Here is a 17287-nt window from a genome sequence, read left to right on the forward strand (position 1 = left end):
TCTATGGCAGTGAAACCGTATCAGGGATTTGAACCGAAGTGGGTGAAGGAGGCAGCTCCGGCAGATAGCTATCGCTCGATTTTCCGCTGGGGAGATCCGGAGTTTGTGAAGTATCCGAAGGAATCTCTGTATAAGCTGATCAAGGAAACGTTCCGGATGACGGATGAAGATTTCTCGCATTATGACGGTTCGATCGGCATGGAGAAAGTAAAGCTGGATCAGCCATCGAAGATTTCTGCGGAAGATCTGAAGGCATTGCAGGAGATCGTCGGAGAAGAAAATGTGACGACGGAGGATTATCCGCGGCTGGCAGTTGCGTATGGAAAGACTGGCTATGATACGCTGCGCCTGCGCCAGCATCAGATTGATTCCCTGCCGGATGCCGTTGTTTATCCGAGTACGCATGAAGAAGTGCAGAAGATCGTGTCTTACTGTTCTGAACATCATCTCCCGCTTTATGTCTATGGAGGCGGCAGCAGTGTCACGATGGGAGTTGAACCGACCATGGGCGGAATATCGCTTGATATGCGCAAGCGCTTCAACAAGGTAATCTCTTTCAACGAGATTGACCAGACGATTACCGTTCAGGCCGGGATGTCAGGGCCGGATCTGGAAAAGAATCTCAATGAGGCGGTGCAGCGGTTCGGTGCAAAGCGTGCTTATACCTGCGGGCACTTTCCGCAATCGTTTGAGTACAGCAGCGTCGGCGGCTGGACGGTGACCAGAGGTGCTGGCCAGAACAGCACATACTATGGCTGCATCACGGATATCGTGCTTTCGCAGAAATATGCAACACCGATCGGCGAAATTCAGACTTCTCACTATCCGCGTCAGGCAACCGGACCGGATCTGAATCAGATCATGATGGGGTCGGAAGGAACCTTCGGAGTTCTGACGGAAGTGACCCTGAAGGTGCATCGGTATATGCCGGAAAATCGGAAGCGTTTTTCTTATATCTTCCGGGACTGGCCGACCGCGATGGCTGCTGCCAGAGAGATGATGCAGTGCGAGGCTGGCTTTTCTTCCGTGTTCCGTCTTTCTGATCCGGAAGAAACCAATCTGATGCTGAGACTGTACAATGTCGATGAAACGCCGCTCTGGAAGCTGCTCAATGCAAGAGGCTTCAAGGATATGGAGCGCTGTCTGTTTCTGGGCTATACGGATGGGGAGAAGGGATATTCGGCAAATGTTGCTAAGAACATCCGCCGGATTGCCCATCAGTATGGCGGCATGAGTCTGACTTCATTTGTCACGAAGAGCTGGGAGAAAGGCAGATTCAACGATCCGTATCTCAGAGACACGATGCTGGATTTCGGAATCATGACGGATACGCTGGAATGCACTGTAAACTGGAGCAACATGGAGCAGGTTCACCGGGATGTGAGGAAAGTATGCCATGCTCTGCCGAATACGATTGTGACGACCCATATGTCACACTGCTATCCGCAGGGTGCGAATCTGTACTTCATCTTCATCACTCGCATGGACAATGCCGAAGAGTTCCGGAAATATCACGCATCGATTCTTGATGCAATTCAGAAATCAGGAGCTGCGATGAGCCATCATCATGGCATCGGCAAGATGTTCGGACCGTGGCTGGAAGGCAGTCTCGGTCATAAGGAATATGGTGTGATCAAGGTCCTCCGTGATTACTTCGATCCGGAGCATATGATGAATCCGGGCGGAACGCTCGGCCTGGATGTACCGGAAGACAGGAAACACTTCCAGCGTGAGGATATTCCAAGGTGAAGCATCATGTCAGACCATTGCGTTCTAGTATTTGATGTAGGAACCCAGAGCTCAAGGGCAATGATCGTGGACCAGAAGGGATCTGTTCTCGCAATTGCCAAGCTGCATCATGAGCCTGCATATGTTTCGCCGGAAACGGACTGGGCAGAACAGGATGCAGATTATTACTATGAAATGATCTGCAGAGCGGCACAGCAATGCAGAAGAGAACATCCGGATCTGTTCATGGAGATCGAAGCGGTTTCCATCACGACCATCCGGGATACGGTGATCTGCCTGGATGAGCACATGAAGCCATTGAGACCTGCGATCCTGTGGCTGGATCAGAGAATTGCATCCGGGACACCGGAAGTCCCGTTTTTGACTGAAGCAGCCATCCGGGCAGCCGGAATGAATGAGACTTTTCTGATGCAGTATCAGAAATCGCACTGCAACTGGATCCGGGAAGAAGAACCGGAAATCTGGGCCAAGACGAAATACTATGTGCTTCTGAGCACGTATCTGATCTATCGTCTGACTGGCGAGCTGAAAGATGCTGCTGCAAGCATGGTTGGACATATTCCGTTTGATCATAAGCATCGCCGGTGGATGAGAGAACGGGATCTGACTTATCCGGTCTTCCCGATCAAAGGGGAAAGCTGCTATGCCATCCAGGAATCCGGTACGATTCTCGGCACGATCTCTGCATCAGCGTCTCATGACTCTGGCCTGAAAGCAGGACTGCCTGTGTATGCGTCCGGATCGGATAAAGCATGTGAACTGCTCGGACTTGGCTGTTCTGATGATTCAAGGGCAGCCATCGGATTAGGAACTACCGCAACGATTTCCTATATGTCAGATACCTATCAGGAACCGGAACGATTCATTCCTGCCTACGCGGGTGTGATTCCGGGAAAGTGGAATCCGGAAATCGAAATCTTCCGCGGGTACTGGCTGATTTCGTGGTTCAAGAAAGAATTTGCTTCCCACGAGATGGAAAAGGCAGAGGAACTCGGCATCTCTGCAGAAGAGATTCTGAACCGCAGCCTGGCGCTGATCCCGGCGGGCTGCGACGGATTGATCATGCAGCCATACTTTACTCCGAACGTCACGATGCCGACCGCAAGAGGCGCAATCATCGGCTTCAGCGATGTGCATACCAGAGCTCATCTCTACCGGGCAATTGTGGAAGGCATCAACTTTGCACTGATCGACGGCATGCGCCATATCGAAAAGCGCCGCGGCAGCAAGTTCACCTCCGTAGCAGTCGGAGGGGGCGGATCGCAGAGCAATGAGATCTGCCAGATCACTGCAGATATGTTCGGACTTCCGATTCTGCGAACAGAATCTTATGAAGCAACCGGCATCGGCTGCGCAATGGCTGCAATGGTCGGCATGGGAATTTTTGACTCCTATGAAGCAGCAGTGAAAAGCTGCGTGCATTACAAAGATACCTTTGAGCCTCGTGAGAAAGTGACTGAAATCTACAACCGTCTTTATGATGATGTCTATCAGCGTACCTACGGACACCTCAAACCGCTCTATCAGAAGCTGCATGAGATCTATCATGACAGCAAGCTGATGGATCGCAACTTCTGAATCATGCATGCATAGAAAAAGAATGGCCGTCGCAGGACGGTCATTTCAATACACAAAAATTCAGTTCCTGAAGAACAGAACAGAAGCACTGTCGGTGTCTGAAAGGGCAATAGTATTCTGCTCACCGGAAACCGGATTATAGGTTTCGATCCTGTTCCGGAATACAAAATAGCAGAGACCGTTATGGACAGCGGCAAATGGTGTCTGCGGCTGTTCTTCTGAAGTGTCCGGGAATTGCAGCAGATGCTGGGAACCATCGCTGATGGAATAGAGTTCCCATGCATAGCTTCCGTAGCTGGAAGGATCTGCTGCGATTACCAGGTACTCTCCGCATGCTGCGATGGATTCTGGAGAAGTAAGCTCCAGGGATACCGTGGCAGTGATCGATTGCGTATCCAGATCGAAGATCGCCATTTCGTTGTTGGAATAGGAAGTGTATGTCGAGGGATCATATCCCTTTGCCGGACTGCATAGATAAAGATCATTGCCCGCTTCTATCATGCTGGTATAAGAACCATCATATAGACCTAGATCGACATCCTGCATTAGATTCATGGAATCATCCAGAATATAGAGATGGTTTTCCGCAGATCCATAGGATGCATCAGATGGGACGATTCCGACCAGAAGATAGATCTTTTCATTGTCAGATAGAATCTGATTGACGACTGCAATTCCGGAATAGTCACTGAAGGTCTTGGAATCGACCTCTTTCAGATTGAAGTCAAAGCGATGAATGATGAACTGATCGGGAAGCACTTCGACGCCATAGCAGTACTGATCATCGATCGTCTGAGCATAGTAATTGCCTTCTTTGCGAGTGATCTCAAGCGAAGATTTGCTGATCAGCGCAATCTCTGAATTATTCCTTCTGTTTGCTGAAGTCTGTGTGAAGTAGTACTCGTTATTCTCAGAAAGAAATCTCCCGCCGAAGTAATTGAGGCCCTTGTCTTTCTTCCGATCTGCAGACTTGATTGTTGAGAAGCTTTCATCCGTGTAGAAGTATTTGTCTTCAGAAACAACCATGGCGCTGCAGTCAGGGACCTGATATGCAGAGCATGCAGATAATAAGCTTGAAGAAATTAAGATGGGCAGTATATATTTAGTTTGCATTTCTACGATAAACAATGCTTACATTACTAGTGTCAAGTAGCTCAAACGGATGAATAAAGCCTGGCCATTTAATGGTATCGAGATTTACGCCAGAAGTATCTTTATAAGCGGCGTAAACCAAATGTGAACAATAATATGCATCGCGATTTCCTAAAGTTGTTGGAAATTTATAGGGCTTCCCTAATTGGGTGGCTGCCCATACTGCTGCATCATGATCTTGCTGGACAGTAGTAGCATGTACTCCTGCTTGCCAGACATTTTTGTTAGGGAAACGAGAAGCCCAATCACCATATCTTACTTGAACCCCAACATTTGGATTTGCCTCTATTGTTGCTCGATAATATGGGGCGGCGGCAACAATTCCGGCATGGCCATTATTAAACCAATCAACAGATGCATAAGAATCTGTAACACAAATTACTCCATCTCGCCATGTCCAAGTACCTGTCGTCGATACTCTTTTTTGTTCCATGACTGGATATCTTAAAGTACTCTTATCCGCTGAAAGCTGAACTGTGTTTGCTCGATAGATAAGCTCTTCTGCCCATTGCTCTTCAATTTTCTCTGGACTAGGCGTTTCTGTTGTAGTATCTCCTTCATCTGGAATGTTTTCTTGAGCACTGACATGTAATGGATCGCAGGTAAAACAAATTGCAAGAGAGATTAATAATTTAGCGATTGATTTCATTAGCCTAAATTCCTCCTTTTCAAATAATCAGGCTGATACATACCGTGGAATGATGTTGCTGCCAAAGCGTTTTTTCCAATTAGTACAATTAATTTGTGAATGAAGTACATAATTGCAATCCTCCTTGTCTAAAAATACCATCTAGGAGAAAACTGAAAAGACTGCAGATGAAAAATGGAAGAATTTGGAGGATAATCAGCAAGAGAATAAGACAACACGTGCGATGAAATAATTATCGGTGATTAAAAAGTTTGTCTTTCCATTGTATTTTTTTGCCACTTTGTCAATTGCGGTTAAACCAAAACCATGGTTATTTCTCTGACCTTGACTTAAGTATTCTTCAAACTCTGAAATTTCTGCTTCCGAGACAGGATTTGTTATTTTTATAATCCAAAAGTTATTATTAGCTTTGATATTCACCCGAATATCACCTCCAACAATATTGTGGCCGATGGCGTTGTCGAGCAGATTAGTGACTAGAACAGTAAGATCTTCATTTGAAACAAAATCTGAATCGTCGGTAATATTGAAACAGCAAATGAGATGATTGCCATAAGATTCTGCTTTTTCACGTTCTAGATTAATAATATAGTTGAGCAGGGGACTACATGTTTCGATTGGAAGAACTGCATCGTTGAGCATTCTTTCACATTGATAGATAGTATTGCTATCCTTTGAATTTGTGTTAGCATCTTTTTTCACTAGCTCAAGGATGTGAAGCAAGTCATGCCGAGATTGACGAAGTTTTTCTTGAGATTGCAACGAAGTCTGCGCAATTTTCAATTCATAATTCAGCATCATATTTTTTTCCTTTTCTTCGGCAAGACACTGATTTCGGCAGCTGATTTGATGCATTATCCACAGCATACATAATGAAAAGAGTCCTAAACAGAGTATTGCGATGGCAAGCCTGTTGCCGTTATAGGAAGCGTAAAACATCAGAGCATCAATTGAATTGAACGCAGTTATGCATGTGAGACACATCACGATAATGATATATTCCTCTTTTCTTGTTATGGTTAGCGGATTATTAACATATTCTCTCGAAATAATGAAAAAGAGGATGCATTGGATTATTTTTGAAATAATAATTATCGATATTTTATATTTCTCCATCAGCAGACTGTAATCAATTTTGTGAAAAATAATAAATGACGAGAAGATAAATAGATACAAATTGATGACAGCAGTCATGAGGTCTGGAAGCATTGCTAGCCAGGCTTTTCGCTCTGCAGAGTAATCAGATGAAAAAGACAATACTGCAAAGGCAACCAAGTAGAACAAGAATGCGTAATAGCCGGCAGTTACAGATTTTTGATTGATTATCTGAATCAGAATGAAGTGGAGAATTACATAAATCAGCAAACTGATTATTCGACGTTTCTTATTCTGGTTGCTAACTATGTAATAGAAAGCACCAAATTGAACTGCTTCCACAAAATTGATAATACTGTTAAAACTCATTATATATTCTCCAAAAGAAACGTACTATATGCTTCTTTTAAGTCTTTTAATTTAGCCCTGCTTGCATGGATATGACTGCCGTCAGAAAGAATGACAATATCTTTTTCGATTTTCTTAATGCCACCAAGCTGGATGATTGCAGAACTTGATGCTAATGCAAATCTAGTGATTGGAAGAGAAGAAGCTGCTGATTTCAGAGATCTATGATCTATAAGATCTTCATGATGAAGACAATGAATGATGACAGAATTGCCATAAGTCGAAATGCAGAGTATTTCCTCATAAGGAATAGATTTTGTGACAATATTGTTCTGAAAAATATGATATGAAGAACTATTCTGCAAACGAAGGTATTTTTTCAGCATTAGTGAAAGATCTGATGACAGGTGGTTTTTCCGAATAAAAAAGAATGCATTTAGGTTGTATGACTGGAATACGAGGTCTTCATGACTTGTGCAGAATACTATTTTCGATTTTGAAGAAAACCTTGTGATTCTTTCCGCCACTTCGAAACCATTTTCTGCGGGAAGATCAATGTCTAGAATATAGATATCTGCCTGATATGGTTCTTTGATGTCATGCGAGGTTGTGTATGTCTCGATGGAACTCTGAAATATTTCATGGCTTGTTTTCAATAGCTGTTCGCTTATTTCCGCCAAAAAAGCGGGATCATCATCGAGAAGTACAATTTTCATAAGTCTACCTTTTTGAAATCATTTCCTGGGAAGCTGAAAGTGCTATTAGCACTGAATTTATCACTATGATCCAAAAGAAACATATTGATAATAAATCGTGTTTGAAAAAACAAATTATTTCTGTAAAAGAATAAATAATAAGCACAATGATTGACATGTTACGATTATAAATAAAACTGCTTTTTGAGAGAGAAGCGGATTTGGAAGCTGTTATGCATGTACCGATAATAGTAAATAAATCACATAGCAACGTAATGATTACTCTCATTTGAATGGATAAAGAAACTTGTGTTAACTGGTAAAAAGCAATGAAGAGAAGTGAGTAAAAGATGGAACATAGTACGGCGTTGGGAGCGTGAATACCGCCAGTATATTGCCTTAATATGGATAAGAAAACAATAAAGAAAAAAGAATAAAAAATAGTATGGAATAAAAGTATGCCAATGAAGACGACAGGGATAAAATCGACCAAATCATAAAGGATAACAAGGTATCCAATATAGTGCGGATAATGATCATCCGAGTTTACTGATGATTTTGAAAGATATTGAGCAATTTTATCAAACATAATATCAAGCATTGAATGCATGTTTTTTTTAAAGTCACCCGCAGAAGATAGTTCCCATCTACATTAGAAAGTGTTATGAAGTAGGAATAACCCAACTATACCATAGGGTGACAATGCAGTCACTATTCTGACGGAATATGCATCAGGTTCTTCGAAATTCCCAGGGATTGTTCATCAGATTTTCATCCTGCCGGATTCATGATGCTGGTAAGATAGAATTCATATACAAGAGGGGATATGAAGACAATCGAGATTGCAGCTGCCGTTCTGGTCTGCTTTTCTGCTTCTGTATCTTCCGCAGTTCCGGTATCTGGTTCTTCCATGATCAGTAATTCCTGGAACGAGAAGCGGAAGGTTCATACACTGCAGAGGAGAATCAGCACGGCAATCAATGTATATGCAGAAAATGGAACAGTTCCAAGGATCCGGCATGAAGAGGGTGTTTATGAGGGAGTGGAATACGATATCCTGCGGGTAGATCCGGATGAGCATACCTTTCTGAAGGTGGACTATTCAGAAACACCGGAGTATCTTGATGAGCTTTATGACCCGGACCTGGAGAAAGAAGGGTTTACAAGAGCGGCAGGAATCAACGCGGGTTTTTTCGATAATACGAAAATTGCCTATGGAAGACCGGTCGGCGGAGTGATGGTCAATGGCGAATGGACAAACTGGAATGGGGAAGAGAATACGCCGGCATATGGGTCTGGATTTGCCACGGTTTATTTCAATCGGGGGAAAATGGAGATTCGCTATCATGGCTGGGAGAATGGCGCCTGGAAAGGAGATGAAGACTGGTCATACTGGTGTGGATATGCAATCGAAGCAGAGAATGCAGTTTCCGGTGCTTTCACGTATTTCATAGACGGGAAAGAGCAGGATATCACAGATGGCGAACATGGCGTGATCGATTATCACAAGACCAGAAGAGCATTGACGATTCTTGCACAGAAAGAGGATCTGCAGTATCTGCTGATTGAGTTCTATGGAGGCATTTCTGAGGAAAAGGTATTGGAATTTCTGAGGGAAGAAGGAGTCAGGGATGCGATCCGGATGGATGGCGGAGGTTCAACATCCATGGTATATCTTGAGGCAGAAGTGAATCAGGAGTATCCGGTTTGTCCTGCGGATCCGGATCTGCCGCAGTTTGGGGCTGAGGCGATTGCAGAGAGACAGAGGCGGGGGACTGGCTTTGTGGCAGGAGACAAGAAGTATTTCTGGTGAGTCATGAAAAAAGTTGCATCTTCTTTCTGCAGAATTATTTTTTCTCGGTCTTGCAATGGGAAATACGATTGACACGAATGATTGCTCCGATTATGATCAGACCAGAAAGACGTTGAGGAAGAAAGTCCTGCTGCATACAATGCCAAGAGAGTCCGGAATGGTGGGAACGGATGAGATGCGCAACAGGGAAGTCACTTCGGAGTCTGCGGGTGAAGAGATTCTGCTAGCCTGTCACGCACGGCTGCGTTATCGGCCTATGGCTTGTCGGAGCCGGAAGAGCGGCATGAATCATCATGCAAATTGAGTGGTACCGCGGTGTATTTGACATCGTCTCAATACAGTCTGAGACGGTGTTTTCTTTTCTCGGACTGGTTGAATCCGGCAGAGAAAGGGAGAGATAGTACAATCATGAAACACAGACTTACCAGACGTGACATCCTGCTTGTCGGCATTACCCTCTTTTCAATGTTCTTTGGTTCCGGGAATCTGATTTTTCCACCGTACCTCGGGTTTGAGGCTGGCACAGCAACCTGGAAGGGACTGGCCGGAATGTCAGTAACTGCTGTTCTATTTCCGGTACTCGGAATCATCGCAATTGCCCGTTCGGGAGATCTGATGATGCTTGCTTCGAGAGTCGGGAAGCGATTTGCAACGGTCTTCACGATCCTTGTGTTTCTGGCTTTAGGACCAGGCCTTGCAATTCCGAGAAATGCAGCAGTGTCATTTGAGATGGCGGCTGCCCCGTTTATGAAAGTAATTCCTCTCTGGGTCAGAATTGCATATTCGGCGGTATTCTTTGCAATTGCATTCCGGATGTCGATTCATCCGGAGCGGCTGACGAATACGCTCGGAAAGATTCTCGGGCCGGTACTGCTTGTCTTGATTCTGATCCTGGTCTGCGGCTGTTTCGTGAATTTTTCCGGGAGCTATTCCACACCGGGCGGCGGCTATGAAACATCTCCGATGGTCCGCGGATTCCTGGAGGGGTATAACACGATGGATACTCTGGCGGCTTTGAATTTCGGAAATATCATCGTGCTCAATCTCATGAACAGGAATGTGACGGAGAAGAAAGATCTGGTGAAAGCTGCTTGCTATGCAGGGATGATTGCCGGAATTCTGCTGTTTGTCATCTATGCAGCAATGGCGAATGTCGGAGCAATGAGCGGATCTCTGTATTCTGAGGCATCGAATGGTGCGGCAGTGCTTACCAATATTGTCGGCAGTCTGTTCGGCAATGCCGGGATCCTGATCCTTGGAATCGTTTATGTGCTTGCCTGTCTCACAACATGCATCGGGCTGTTATGCAGCTGTGCAGAATTCTTTGCGGGGATCTCAAAGATTTCCTATCGGTCATGGGTGATTCTGTTTACGGTGGCTAGTTTTGCTATGAGCATCGGCGGTCTGGATCAGATTCTTGCATTCAGCGTTCCGATTCTGGTTGCACTGTATCCGGTTGCGATCGTGCTTGTGATTCTCGGACTGCTGAATGAGAAAATCGCTTCGGTACCGAAGATCTATCCATGGACCATTTGGTTTACCGCAGCTGTGTCGGTTCTTCTTGGCTTGCAGTCTGCTGGTATTTCTATCCCGGTGCTGAGTGATGCGATTGCCTCGATTCCTCCTTCGGCAGACCTCTGCTGGATCATTCCGGCATTGATCGGCGCAGGAATCGGAATTCTGAGATCGAAGGGGATGACTGCAGAACAGATGCAGGAACGAGCGGGCTGAACTCCATTATAATGAGACTGCAAGGAAGGTATCTCTTATGAAGCTGGAACTGGGATTCGGCAATGGCACTCAATCGGCAGAAGTACCTGATCGGAATCTGAAGCAGATTCTGAAATTATCAGATCTTCCGGAAACGGGAGACGAACAGGCTCTGATTCATCAGGCACTGGAACACCCGATCGGCACCGGGCGCCTGAAAGATCTCTGTTCCAGAGGAGAGAAAATCGCGATCGTAACCAGTGATCTGACCAGACCGATGCCGTCATGGAAAGTGCTGCCTGCACTTCTGGATGAATTGAATCAGGCGGGAGTTCCGGATTCAGATATTGTGCTTGTATTTGCCTTAGGCAGCCATCGGCCGATGCGTGAAGCAGAGATGCAGCATGTGATGGGAGAGACGTATGGGCGAATCGCCTGCGTGAATTCTTCAGAGTGCGGGTTCAGGAATCTCGGTACAACAACCAGAGGAACTCCGGTCATCATTTCAGAAGCAGTTGCAGAGGCGGATCGGATTATCTGTCTCGGCAATGTGGAGTATCACTATTTTGCGGGTTATTCCGGCGGGGCAAAGGCAGTCATGCCAGGCTGCTCGGTCAGAGAGGCAATTGCCTGCAATCACCGATTCATGACGGATCCCGGAGCTTATGCCGGACATCTGGATGGAAATCCGGTCCGGGAAGACATTGAAGAAGCGGGCAGGATGGCGGGGATTGACTTCATTCTGAATGTGGTAGTGAGCCCCAGGAAGAGAATTCTGCATGCAAGTGCAGGTGATCCGATTCTGGCTCATCGGGATGCCTGCCGGTTTCTGGATTCGATCTATCAGGTTCCGATCAGAGAACGCGCTGATATCGTTCTGGTCAGCCAGGGCGGATCTCCGAAGGATCTGAATCTGTATCAGACCCAGAAGGCACTGGCCAATGCTGGGCATGCGGTGAAGCCTGGCGGCATCATCATTCTTGCTGGTTCGTGCCGGGAAGGATTCGGGGAATCTCATTTTGAAGACTGGATGAGACATAAGTCTCCTTCCTTGATGGTCCGTGAAATCCAGGAGCACTTCATACTCGGCGGACATAAGGCGGCTGCGATTGCACAGCAGGTGCTGAAAGGAGAAATCGACCTGGTCAGTGAGATGGATCCTGCAATTGTGAGAGAGACATGTCTTATCCCTTATGCGAGCGTGCAGGAGGCACTGGATCATGCGCTGAATGAAAAAGGACCGGATGCGTCGGTGATCGTGATGCCTTATGGCGGCAGCACGCTTCCGGTGCTGAAAGGATAAGTTTCCGGTAGAATAGGCATAGTGAGGAATACAAGTGATGCAGGAAATGAATGAGCTGTTCTGCCGTGATCCCTATTGCCGGGAGTTTGATGCAGAAGTGGTGAAATGCACTCCGAAGGGGCCATGCTACGAAGTGGTTCTGGATGATACCGCGTTCTATCCGGAGGGCGGCGGCCAGCCGGGAGATCATGGAACGCTGAATGGCATTGCCGTTCTGGATACGCGTCGAGTGAACGGTGAGATTGTTCATGTGACCGATGCTGTGCTTGAAGCAGGCCAGAAGGTTCATGGCATTCTGGACTGGGAACGCCGGTTTGACCATATGCAGCAGCATACTTCCGAGCATATTGTCAGCGGGCTGATTCATCAGAAATACGGATATGAGAATATCGGGTTTCATCTCGGACCGGAAGTGATCACCTTGGATTTCAGCGGGCCGATGAATGAAGAGAGGATGAAAGAGATTGAAGATGCTGCAAATGAAGTAATCTGGAAGAACGTACCTGTGGAAATCTCGTTTCCTTCGGAAGAAGAATTAGAGAAACTGGAGTTCCGCTCCAAGAAAGAGCTTCATGGAACAGTAAGAATCGTAACGATTCCAGGCGCAGATGTATGTGCCTGCTGCGGAACGCATCTTGTCAGGACTGGCGAAGCCGGCATGATCAAGCTGCTGTCGCTGCAGAACCGCAAAGACGGTGCCAGGATCGAGATGACGGCAGGTAGAAGGGCATTGCGGGACTACCAGACCATTTTCCGGAATAACCGTCAGATTTCGCATCTGCTTTCTGCAAAGCCGTATGAGACTGCCTCTGCAGTCAGCCGGCTGATCGAAGAACAGGGAAAGCAGAAAGCTGTTCTGTCGGCATTGAGTGCTGCCTATGCAGAAAGCAGAATGGGTTTATTTGAATCAGATCAGAAGCTGCTATTGGATTTTGAGATGAGCATGGATTCCAATTCGATGCGCCGATTTGCCAAAAGGCTGATGGAAGAGAAACATTGCCATACTGCTGCTGTCTTCTCTGAGGATCCGGATGCGGTGCATTATGTGATTCTGTCTGATGAAGTGAATCTCAGAGATCTCAGCAGAAAACTGAATCAGAAACTGAATGGCCGCGGCGGGGGCAGTGCAGAGATGATTCAGGGAGCATTGCATGCCGGAAAAGAAGAAATTGAACAGGCTATGAAGGAGCTCGCCGGATGAAAAAAGAGCTGTTTCTGGCAATGATTCTCCTGGCTGGCTGCACACCGGAAGAGCAGAGCGAAAAGCTGGCGGAAGAAACCCGGAATGCAGAACAGATTTCATTTGTTTCCGAGAGCCCGGAAAGTACGTATCTGGAACAGGAGATGACCTTTGAAGCCGGGGATACGCTGCATATCACAACGAATCTGAAAGAGGGAAGCCTTACGGTTTCCCTGCTGGATGAAGAACTGAATCCGGTTTCTTCAGAAGAAGAAATCAGCGGTGAGAATGATTATCATATCAGTCCCGATCCCGGAACTTATATTGTCAGTGCATCGGGAGATGAAGCAGTCGGAAATTTTTCGGTGGGAAAGGATCATTCATAAAGATCCGGATATGCTTTGCGGTCCTGGCGGATCAGCATAAGGCAGAGAAGTGCCGCGATGGCATTGGCGGCAAGCACGAAGGTCCACGCTGCTGCGGGGCTGAAGTGGTCATAAAGGGTTCCGATCGCCAATTCGAATCCGCCTGCCAGAAATGACTGGATGACGGTGGAAAAGCCGCTGATCCTTCCGCGATGGCTGGAAGGAATGCGGTTTGCAGCATAGGGTGCATCGGAGATGGTTTCGAAGATTTCTCCCCAGGTAAAGAGAATGATCGCTGCATAGTAAAACGGGATTCTGCCTTCATTCAGAAGGAAGATGAGATAGCCGAGACCGATCATCAGCAATGCGATGAGAATCTTCTCCGGTTCATGAAAACGAGAAAACCGCCTTGTGATCAGAGGCGTGAACAGAACAACGATCAGGCAATTCAGACTGTTGATGGTGCCGTAGATGACGGCACCATTTTCACCATGGATTCTGCCGAGATCAAGCGGCATCAGATAGCCCCACATCATATATACTGCCTGATAAAGTCCGGTGCAGATCACGAACAGGAGGAGCACTCTGTTTTCTTTCAGAATGGAAAGCAGACTGGCATCTTCTCTGGCAGTCTGGTAGGAGGCTTCTTCGGACTCGTCGTGAACCGGTGTAATGTCATTGATCTTCAGCTGGATCAGAATTGTGGAGCTTGCAATGGCAATGCCGCTGATCAGAAAAGCAAGCCAGAGGTAATTCCGGAACAGAAAACCGCTGATGGTCGGAGAAAGGATCAGACCGAGGTTGGAACCGAGATAAAGCATGGAATATGCCCGCTCCCGATCTTTTGTGTACGTGAGATCAGCAACCAGGGCATTGTAGCTAGGCTGTTCCATGCTCTGGAAAACAGCAGCCGCAATAATCAGAATGATTACGGTCATGGATAATGGCAGAAATGCGCTGATGATGTAGAAAGCGATGGACAGGGAATCAAGCAGGACAATATTCCGCTTCTTGCTGAAACGGTCCGCCAGCTTTCCGCCAAGCAGGTAAGCCGGGATCATGATGATTCCGGCAAGAACGATAATCTGAGAGATCTCACTGGCAGACATCCCCATCTTCTGATTCAGAATCATGGTAAGCATCGGCCAGACCATCGAACCAAGACTGGTGACAATTCTTCCGAGGAAGAGAATATAGATCTGTGAGGGAAGATCTTGATATTGCGATAATAGTTTCATGAAATCATTATAACGGATTCATGGAACAGCGATGGCATGACTGAGAAACTCGAGGGGGGTTCTGGATCTGCGATCTGATTGTTCCGAGTTCTGCTTGATCAATCGTTTTTATCCGGCAGATCGTTTCAGCGTCTCCACAGAAGGTGATACAGAATCTGTGAGGTCGGCAGAACCGGTGTCTTCAGGATGTGATTGAGCCGATAGACAGGGGAACATAAAGAATGATAGTTCAGTCGGATTGCAATGAAACAGAATTGCCCGAATCCATGCGCGGTACGACTGAATGAAAAAGAGCAGGATTTCCTGCTCTTAATCGCTGACATCTACATCCATCTGGATATGAATCGTGTAATCCGGATAGAGGGTCTGCACTTCATTCAGAATCGTCTGATACAAAGCTTTGCGGTCATAGCTGAAGTCAAGCACGACATCGAAGAATATCTGCTTCGTGTCTTCTTCGACATGGAAGCCATGCATCTGAAGAACACCCTCATGATTCATGACTTTTTCGGTAATCTTCGACCTGATCTCTTTGATATGGTCGTCAGCGGTACTGATTGAATAGATTGAGATCCCGGTCAGCGCTACATGAAATTCGTGATAGATCTTTGCAGCAATCTCACGCTCCAGATCATCAATCTGTCCTGCGGTCATCGTATCCGGGATCTCGATATGAACGGAACCGACATACTGATCCGGTCCGTAGGAATTCAGAATCAGATCATAAGCACCGCTGACTTCCGGAAAACTGGCAACCGCTGCTTTGATGGATTTTGAAAGTTCCGGAGAAATCCGTTCGCCGAGAATCGTGCTCAATGTAGACTGCACAAGACCGATTCCTGATTTGATGATCATCACTGCAATGACAGCACCGACCCAGGCTTCAATGGAAATGCTGGTGAATCGGTAAAGCAGAGCGGATGCGAGTACTGAAATCGAGATGATCGCATCATTGGATGCGTCAGATCCGCTTGCTTCAAGCGAACCGCTGCTGACTTGCTTTCCGACTCTGGTGAAGTAGCGGCCAAGCAGGAATTTCACGATAATCGCGGCGACCAGGATCACGAAGGTTACGGAAGCATAGGAAGCGATTTCCGGATGAATGATCTTCTTCACGGAATCTGCCAGAGAAGAAACGCCTGCATACAGAACGATCACGGAAATGATCAGTGCGCTCAGGTATTCCACTCTTCCATAGCCCATCGGGTGTTTCTTGTCAGGCTTCTTTCCGGCAAGCCGGGTTCCGATGATGGTGATCACAGAAGACAATGCATCGCTCAGGTTATTCACCGCATCATTCATGATGGCAATGGAATTGCTCATCGTTCCGACGGCGAACTTGAAGCCGGCCAGCAGGACATTGGCGGCGATGCCGATGGCGCTGGTGCGGATGATGATCTGTTCTCGTGCTTTCTGCTCACTCATGACTCTCATCTCCATTTTTCAGAATCTGATAAAGAAGACGGTAAAGTTCTTCTGCTTCCTCAGACTTCAGCGGAATGCAGGCACCGATTTTCTCGGGGATTTCTTCTGCCTGTTTCTCAAGTTCTTTTCCCTTTCTGGTCAGAGTGATCTTGACGACTCGCTCATCTTCATCGCTGCGGGTACGCCTGATCCATCCTTTCGCTTCCATCTTCTTGAGCAGCGGCGTCAGTGTGCCGCTGTCAAGATAGAGCTTCTCTCCGAGCTGGCTTACGCTGATGCCATCCTGTTCCCATAGCACAAGGAAGATGATGTACTGCGTATAGGTCAGATCAAGCTTCCTGAAATATGGGGTATATAGACCGGTGACCTTTCTGGCACATGCATACAGAGGAAAGCACAGCTGATGATCCAGTCTCAGACGATCACTCATAATAAGCTTTCCACGCAGGCCTTTACTTCTTTCATGTCTGCGGTCGGCTCAAACCGGGCAACAACATTGCCCTTGCGGTCGACGGCAAACTTCGTGAAGTTCCACTTGATATCAGGGTTGTTCTTGTAATCGGGATCAATTTTCTTCAGCATTGCGCTCATGGCAAGTGCCTTTACGCCGTTGCCGAATCCTTCAAATCCTTTCTGGCTCTTCAGATAGCTGTAGAGCGGAAGCTCATTCTCACCGTTGACATCACTCTTCTTCATCTGCGGGAACTCGGTATGATATTTCAAAGTGCAGAACTGATGAATCTCTTCATCAGACCCTGGAGCCTGACCGGCAAACTGGTTGCACGGGATATCGATAATCTCAAGCCCTTTTTCATGATCGTCATGATAGATCTCTTCGAGATCCTTGTACTGCGGAGTAAAACCGCATCCGGTTGCAGTATTCACAATCAGAAGTACTTTGCCTTCATAGTCTTTGAGGGATACGGTGCTGCCATCTGCAGCAGGAACAGTGTAGTCATAGATATTCATAATCTTCTGACCTCCTTT

At 46.7% G+C, this 17287-nt stretch carries 16 protein-coding genes and 1 other annotated feature; of the genes, 7 read left to right on the forward strand and 9 right to left on the reverse strand.

Features of this window, described 5'->3' with window-relative positions; all coding sequences use genetic code 11:
- The first annotated feature begins 3 nt into the window (after positions 1-3).
- Complete coding sequence (locus tag C7E00_RS01395; RefSeq protein ID WP_105302576.1) at positions 4-1749, forward strand: FAD-binding oxidoreductase; 1746 nt, start codon at positions 4-6, stop codon at positions 1747-1749.
- Positions 1750-1755: 6 nt separating this feature from the next.
- Positions 1756-3327: an FGGY-family carbohydrate kinase gene (locus tag C7E00_RS01400; RefSeq protein WP_105302577.1), complete on the forward strand. Its 1572-nt coding sequence runs from the start codon at positions 1756-1758 to the stop codon at positions 3325-3327.
- A gap of 60 nt (positions 3328-3387) precedes the next feature.
- Here C7E00_RS01400 and C7E00_RS01405 read toward each other — a convergent pair whose 3' ends face one another.
- From C7E00_RS01405 to C7E00_RS16720, 5 genes are all read right to left on the reverse strand, one after another.
- Positions 3388-4353: a hypothetical protein gene (locus C7E00_RS01405; RefSeq protein WP_105302578.1), complete on the reverse strand. Its 966-nt coding sequence runs from the start codon at positions 4351-4353 to the stop codon at positions 3388-3390.
- 76 nt (positions 4354-4429) lie between these two features.
- On the reverse strand, positions 4430-5128 hold the full coding sequence (locus C7E00_RS01410) for a YiiX/YebB-like N1pC/P60 family cysteine hydrolase (RefSeq protein WP_105302579.1): 699 nt from the start codon (positions 5126-5128) through the stop codon (positions 4430-4432).
- A 195-nt stretch (positions 5129-5323) separates the two neighbouring features.
- Positions 5324-6592 carry a GHKL domain-containing protein gene (locus tag C7E00_RS01415; RefSeq protein WP_105302580.1) on the reverse strand — a complete coding sequence of 423 codons (1269 nt, stop codon included), beginning with the start codon at positions 6590-6592 and terminating at the stop codon, positions 5324-5326.
- Entirely contained in the window at positions 6592-7287 is a 696-nt protein-coding gene (locus C7E00_RS01420) for a LytR/AlgR family response regulator transcription factor (RefSeq protein WP_105302581.1), read from the reverse strand. Before C7E00_RS01420 ends, C7E00_RS01415 begins: the two co-directional genes overlap by 1 nt.
- A 4-nt stretch (positions 7288-7291) precedes the next feature.
- On the reverse strand, positions 7292-7876 hold the full coding sequence (locus tag C7E00_RS16720) for an accessory gene regulator B family protein (RefSeq protein WP_105302582.1): 585 nt from the start codon (positions 7874-7876) through the stop codon (positions 7292-7294).
- 216 nt (positions 7877-8092) lie between these two features.
- Between C7E00_RS16720 and C7E00_RS01430 the strand changes: the two genes are divergently transcribed.
- The 5 genes from C7E00_RS01430 (at position 8093) to C7E00_RS01455 (ending at position 13658) form a co-directional block, all read left to right on the forward strand.
- Complete coding sequence (locus tag C7E00_RS01430) at positions 8093-9079, forward strand: phosphodiester glycosidase family protein (protein WP_105302583.1); 987 nt, start codon at positions 8093-8095, stop codon at positions 9077-9079.
- Between the two features lie 103 nt (positions 9080-9182).
- Positions 9183-9417, forward strand: a binding site (T-box leader).
- A gap of 70 nt (positions 9418-9487) precedes the next feature.
- Entirely contained in the window at positions 9488-10810 is a 1323-nt protein-coding gene (gene brnQ, locus C7E00_RS01440) for a branched-chain amino acid transport system II carrier protein (protein WP_105302585.1), read from the forward strand.
- Positions 10811-10847: 37 nt separating this feature from the next.
- Positions 10848-12092: a nickel-dependent malate racemase, LarAH6 family gene (gene larAH6 / locus C7E00_RS01445; protein WP_105302586.1), complete on the forward strand. Its 1245-nt coding sequence runs from the start codon at positions 10848-10850 to the stop codon at positions 12090-12092.
- Positions 12093-12129: 37 nt separating this feature from the next.
- Positions 12130-13293 (forward strand): alanyl-tRNA editing protein, encoded by a 1164-nt coding sequence (locus C7E00_RS01450; protein WP_105302587.1) that lies wholly within the window; start codon positions 12130-12132, stop codon positions 13291-13293.
- Positions 13290-13658, forward strand: a complete 369-nt coding sequence (locus C7E00_RS01455; protein WP_105302588.1) for a hypothetical protein — start codon at positions 13290-13292, stop codon at positions 13656-13658. The genes C7E00_RS01450 and C7E00_RS01455 overlap by 4 nt, the downstream gene beginning before the upstream one ends.
- On the opposite strand, the gene C7E00_RS01460 is transcribed toward C7E00_RS01455, so the two are convergent.
- The 4 genes from C7E00_RS01460 to C7E00_RS01475 form a co-directional block, all read right to left on the reverse strand.
- Positions 13649-14875, reverse strand: coding sequence for an MFS transporter (locus C7E00_RS01460; protein WP_105302589.1), 1227 nt, complete (start codon positions 14873-14875; stop codon positions 13649-13651). The two genes, C7E00_RS01455 and C7E00_RS01460, sit on opposite strands and share 10 nt — an antisense overlap.
- Before the next feature lie 309 nt (positions 14876-15184).
- Complete coding sequence (locus C7E00_RS01465) at positions 15185-16300, reverse strand: cation diffusion facilitator family transporter (RefSeq protein ID WP_204378534.1); 1116 nt, start codon at positions 16298-16300, stop codon at positions 15185-15187.
- Positions 16293-16730, reverse strand: coding sequence for a MarR family winged helix-turn-helix transcriptional regulator (locus C7E00_RS01470; protein WP_105302590.1), 438 nt, complete (start codon positions 16728-16730; stop codon positions 16293-16295). The genes C7E00_RS01465 and C7E00_RS01470 overlap by 8 nt, the downstream gene beginning before the upstream one ends.
- Positions 16727-17269: a glutathione peroxidase gene (locus C7E00_RS01475; protein ID WP_105302591.1), complete on the reverse strand. Its 543-nt coding sequence runs from the start codon at positions 17267-17269 to the stop codon at positions 16727-16729. Before C7E00_RS01475 ends, C7E00_RS01470 begins: the two co-directional genes overlap by 4 nt.
- Positions 17270-17287: the final 18 nt, after the last annotated feature.

This window comes from Anaerolactibacter massiliensis (assembly GCF_900290205.1).
Taxonomy (GTDB): domain Bacteria; phylum Bacillota_I; class Bacilli_A; order Erysipelotrichales; family Erysipelotrichaceae; genus Bulleidia; species Bulleidia intestinalis.

What these genes read in the sequence shown, in the direction of transcription:
- C7E00_RS01395 (WP_105302576.1), top strand. Translation starts at nt 4, where the DNA reads ATGGCAGTGAAACCGTATCAGGGATTTGAACCGAAGTGGGTGAAGGAG.
- C7E00_RS01400 (WP_105302577.1), top strand. Translation starts at nt 1,756, where the DNA reads ATGTCAGACCATTGCGTTCTAGTATTTGATGTAGGAACCCAGAGCTCA.
- C7E00_RS01405 (WP_105302578.1), bottom strand. Translation starts at nt 4,353, where the DNA reads ATGGTTGTTTCTGAAGACAAATACTTCTACACGGATGAAAGCTTCTCA.
- C7E00_RS01410 (WP_105302579.1), bottom strand. Translation starts at nt 5,128, where the DNA reads ATGAAATCAATCGCTAAATTATTAATCTCTCTTGCAATTTGTTTTACC.
- C7E00_RS01415 (WP_105302580.1), bottom strand. Translation starts at nt 6,592, where the DNA reads ATGAGTTTTAACAGTATTATCAATTTTGTGGAAGCAGTTCAATTTGGT.
- C7E00_RS01420 (WP_105302581.1), bottom strand. Translation starts at nt 7,287, where the DNA reads ATGAAAATTGTACTTCTCGATGATGATCCCGCTTTTTTGGCGGAAATA.
- C7E00_RS16720 (WP_105302582.1), bottom strand. Translation starts at nt 7,876, where the DNA reads ATGCATTCAATGCTTGATATTATGTTTGATAAAATTGCTCAATATCTT.
- C7E00_RS01430 (WP_105302583.1), top strand. Translation starts at nt 8,093, where the DNA reads ATGAAGACAATCGAGATTGCAGCTGCCGTTCTGGTCTGCTTTTCTGCT.
- brnQ (WP_105302585.1), top strand. Translation starts at nt 9,488, where the DNA reads ATGAAACACAGACTTACCAGACGTGACATCCTGCTTGTCGGCATTACC.
- larAH6 (WP_105302586.1), top strand. Translation starts at nt 10,848, where the DNA reads ATGAAGCTGGAACTGGGATTCGGCAATGGCACTCAATCGGCAGAAGTA.
- C7E00_RS01450 (WP_105302587.1), top strand. Translation starts at nt 12,130, where the DNA reads ATGCAGGAAATGAATGAGCTGTTCTGCCGTGATCCCTATTGCCGGGAG.
- C7E00_RS01455 (WP_105302588.1), top strand. Translation starts at nt 13,290, where the DNA reads ATGAAAAAAGAGCTGTTTCTGGCAATGATTCTCCTGGCTGGCTGCACA.
- C7E00_RS01460 (WP_105302589.1), bottom strand. Translation starts at nt 14,875, where the DNA reads ATGAAACTATTATCGCAATATCAAGATCTTCCCTCACAGATCTATATT.
- C7E00_RS01465 (WP_204378534.1), bottom strand. Translation starts at nt 16,300, where the DNA reads ATGAGTGAGCAGAAAGCACGAGAACAGATCATCATCCGCACCAGCGCC.
- C7E00_RS01470 (WP_105302590.1), bottom strand. Translation starts at nt 16,730, where the DNA reads ATGAGTGATCGTCTGAGACTGGATCATCAGCTGTGCTTTCCTCTGTAT.
- C7E00_RS01475 (WP_105302591.1), bottom strand. Translation starts at nt 17,269, where the DNA reads ATGAATATCTATGACTACACTGTTCCTGCTGCAGATGGCAGCACCGTA.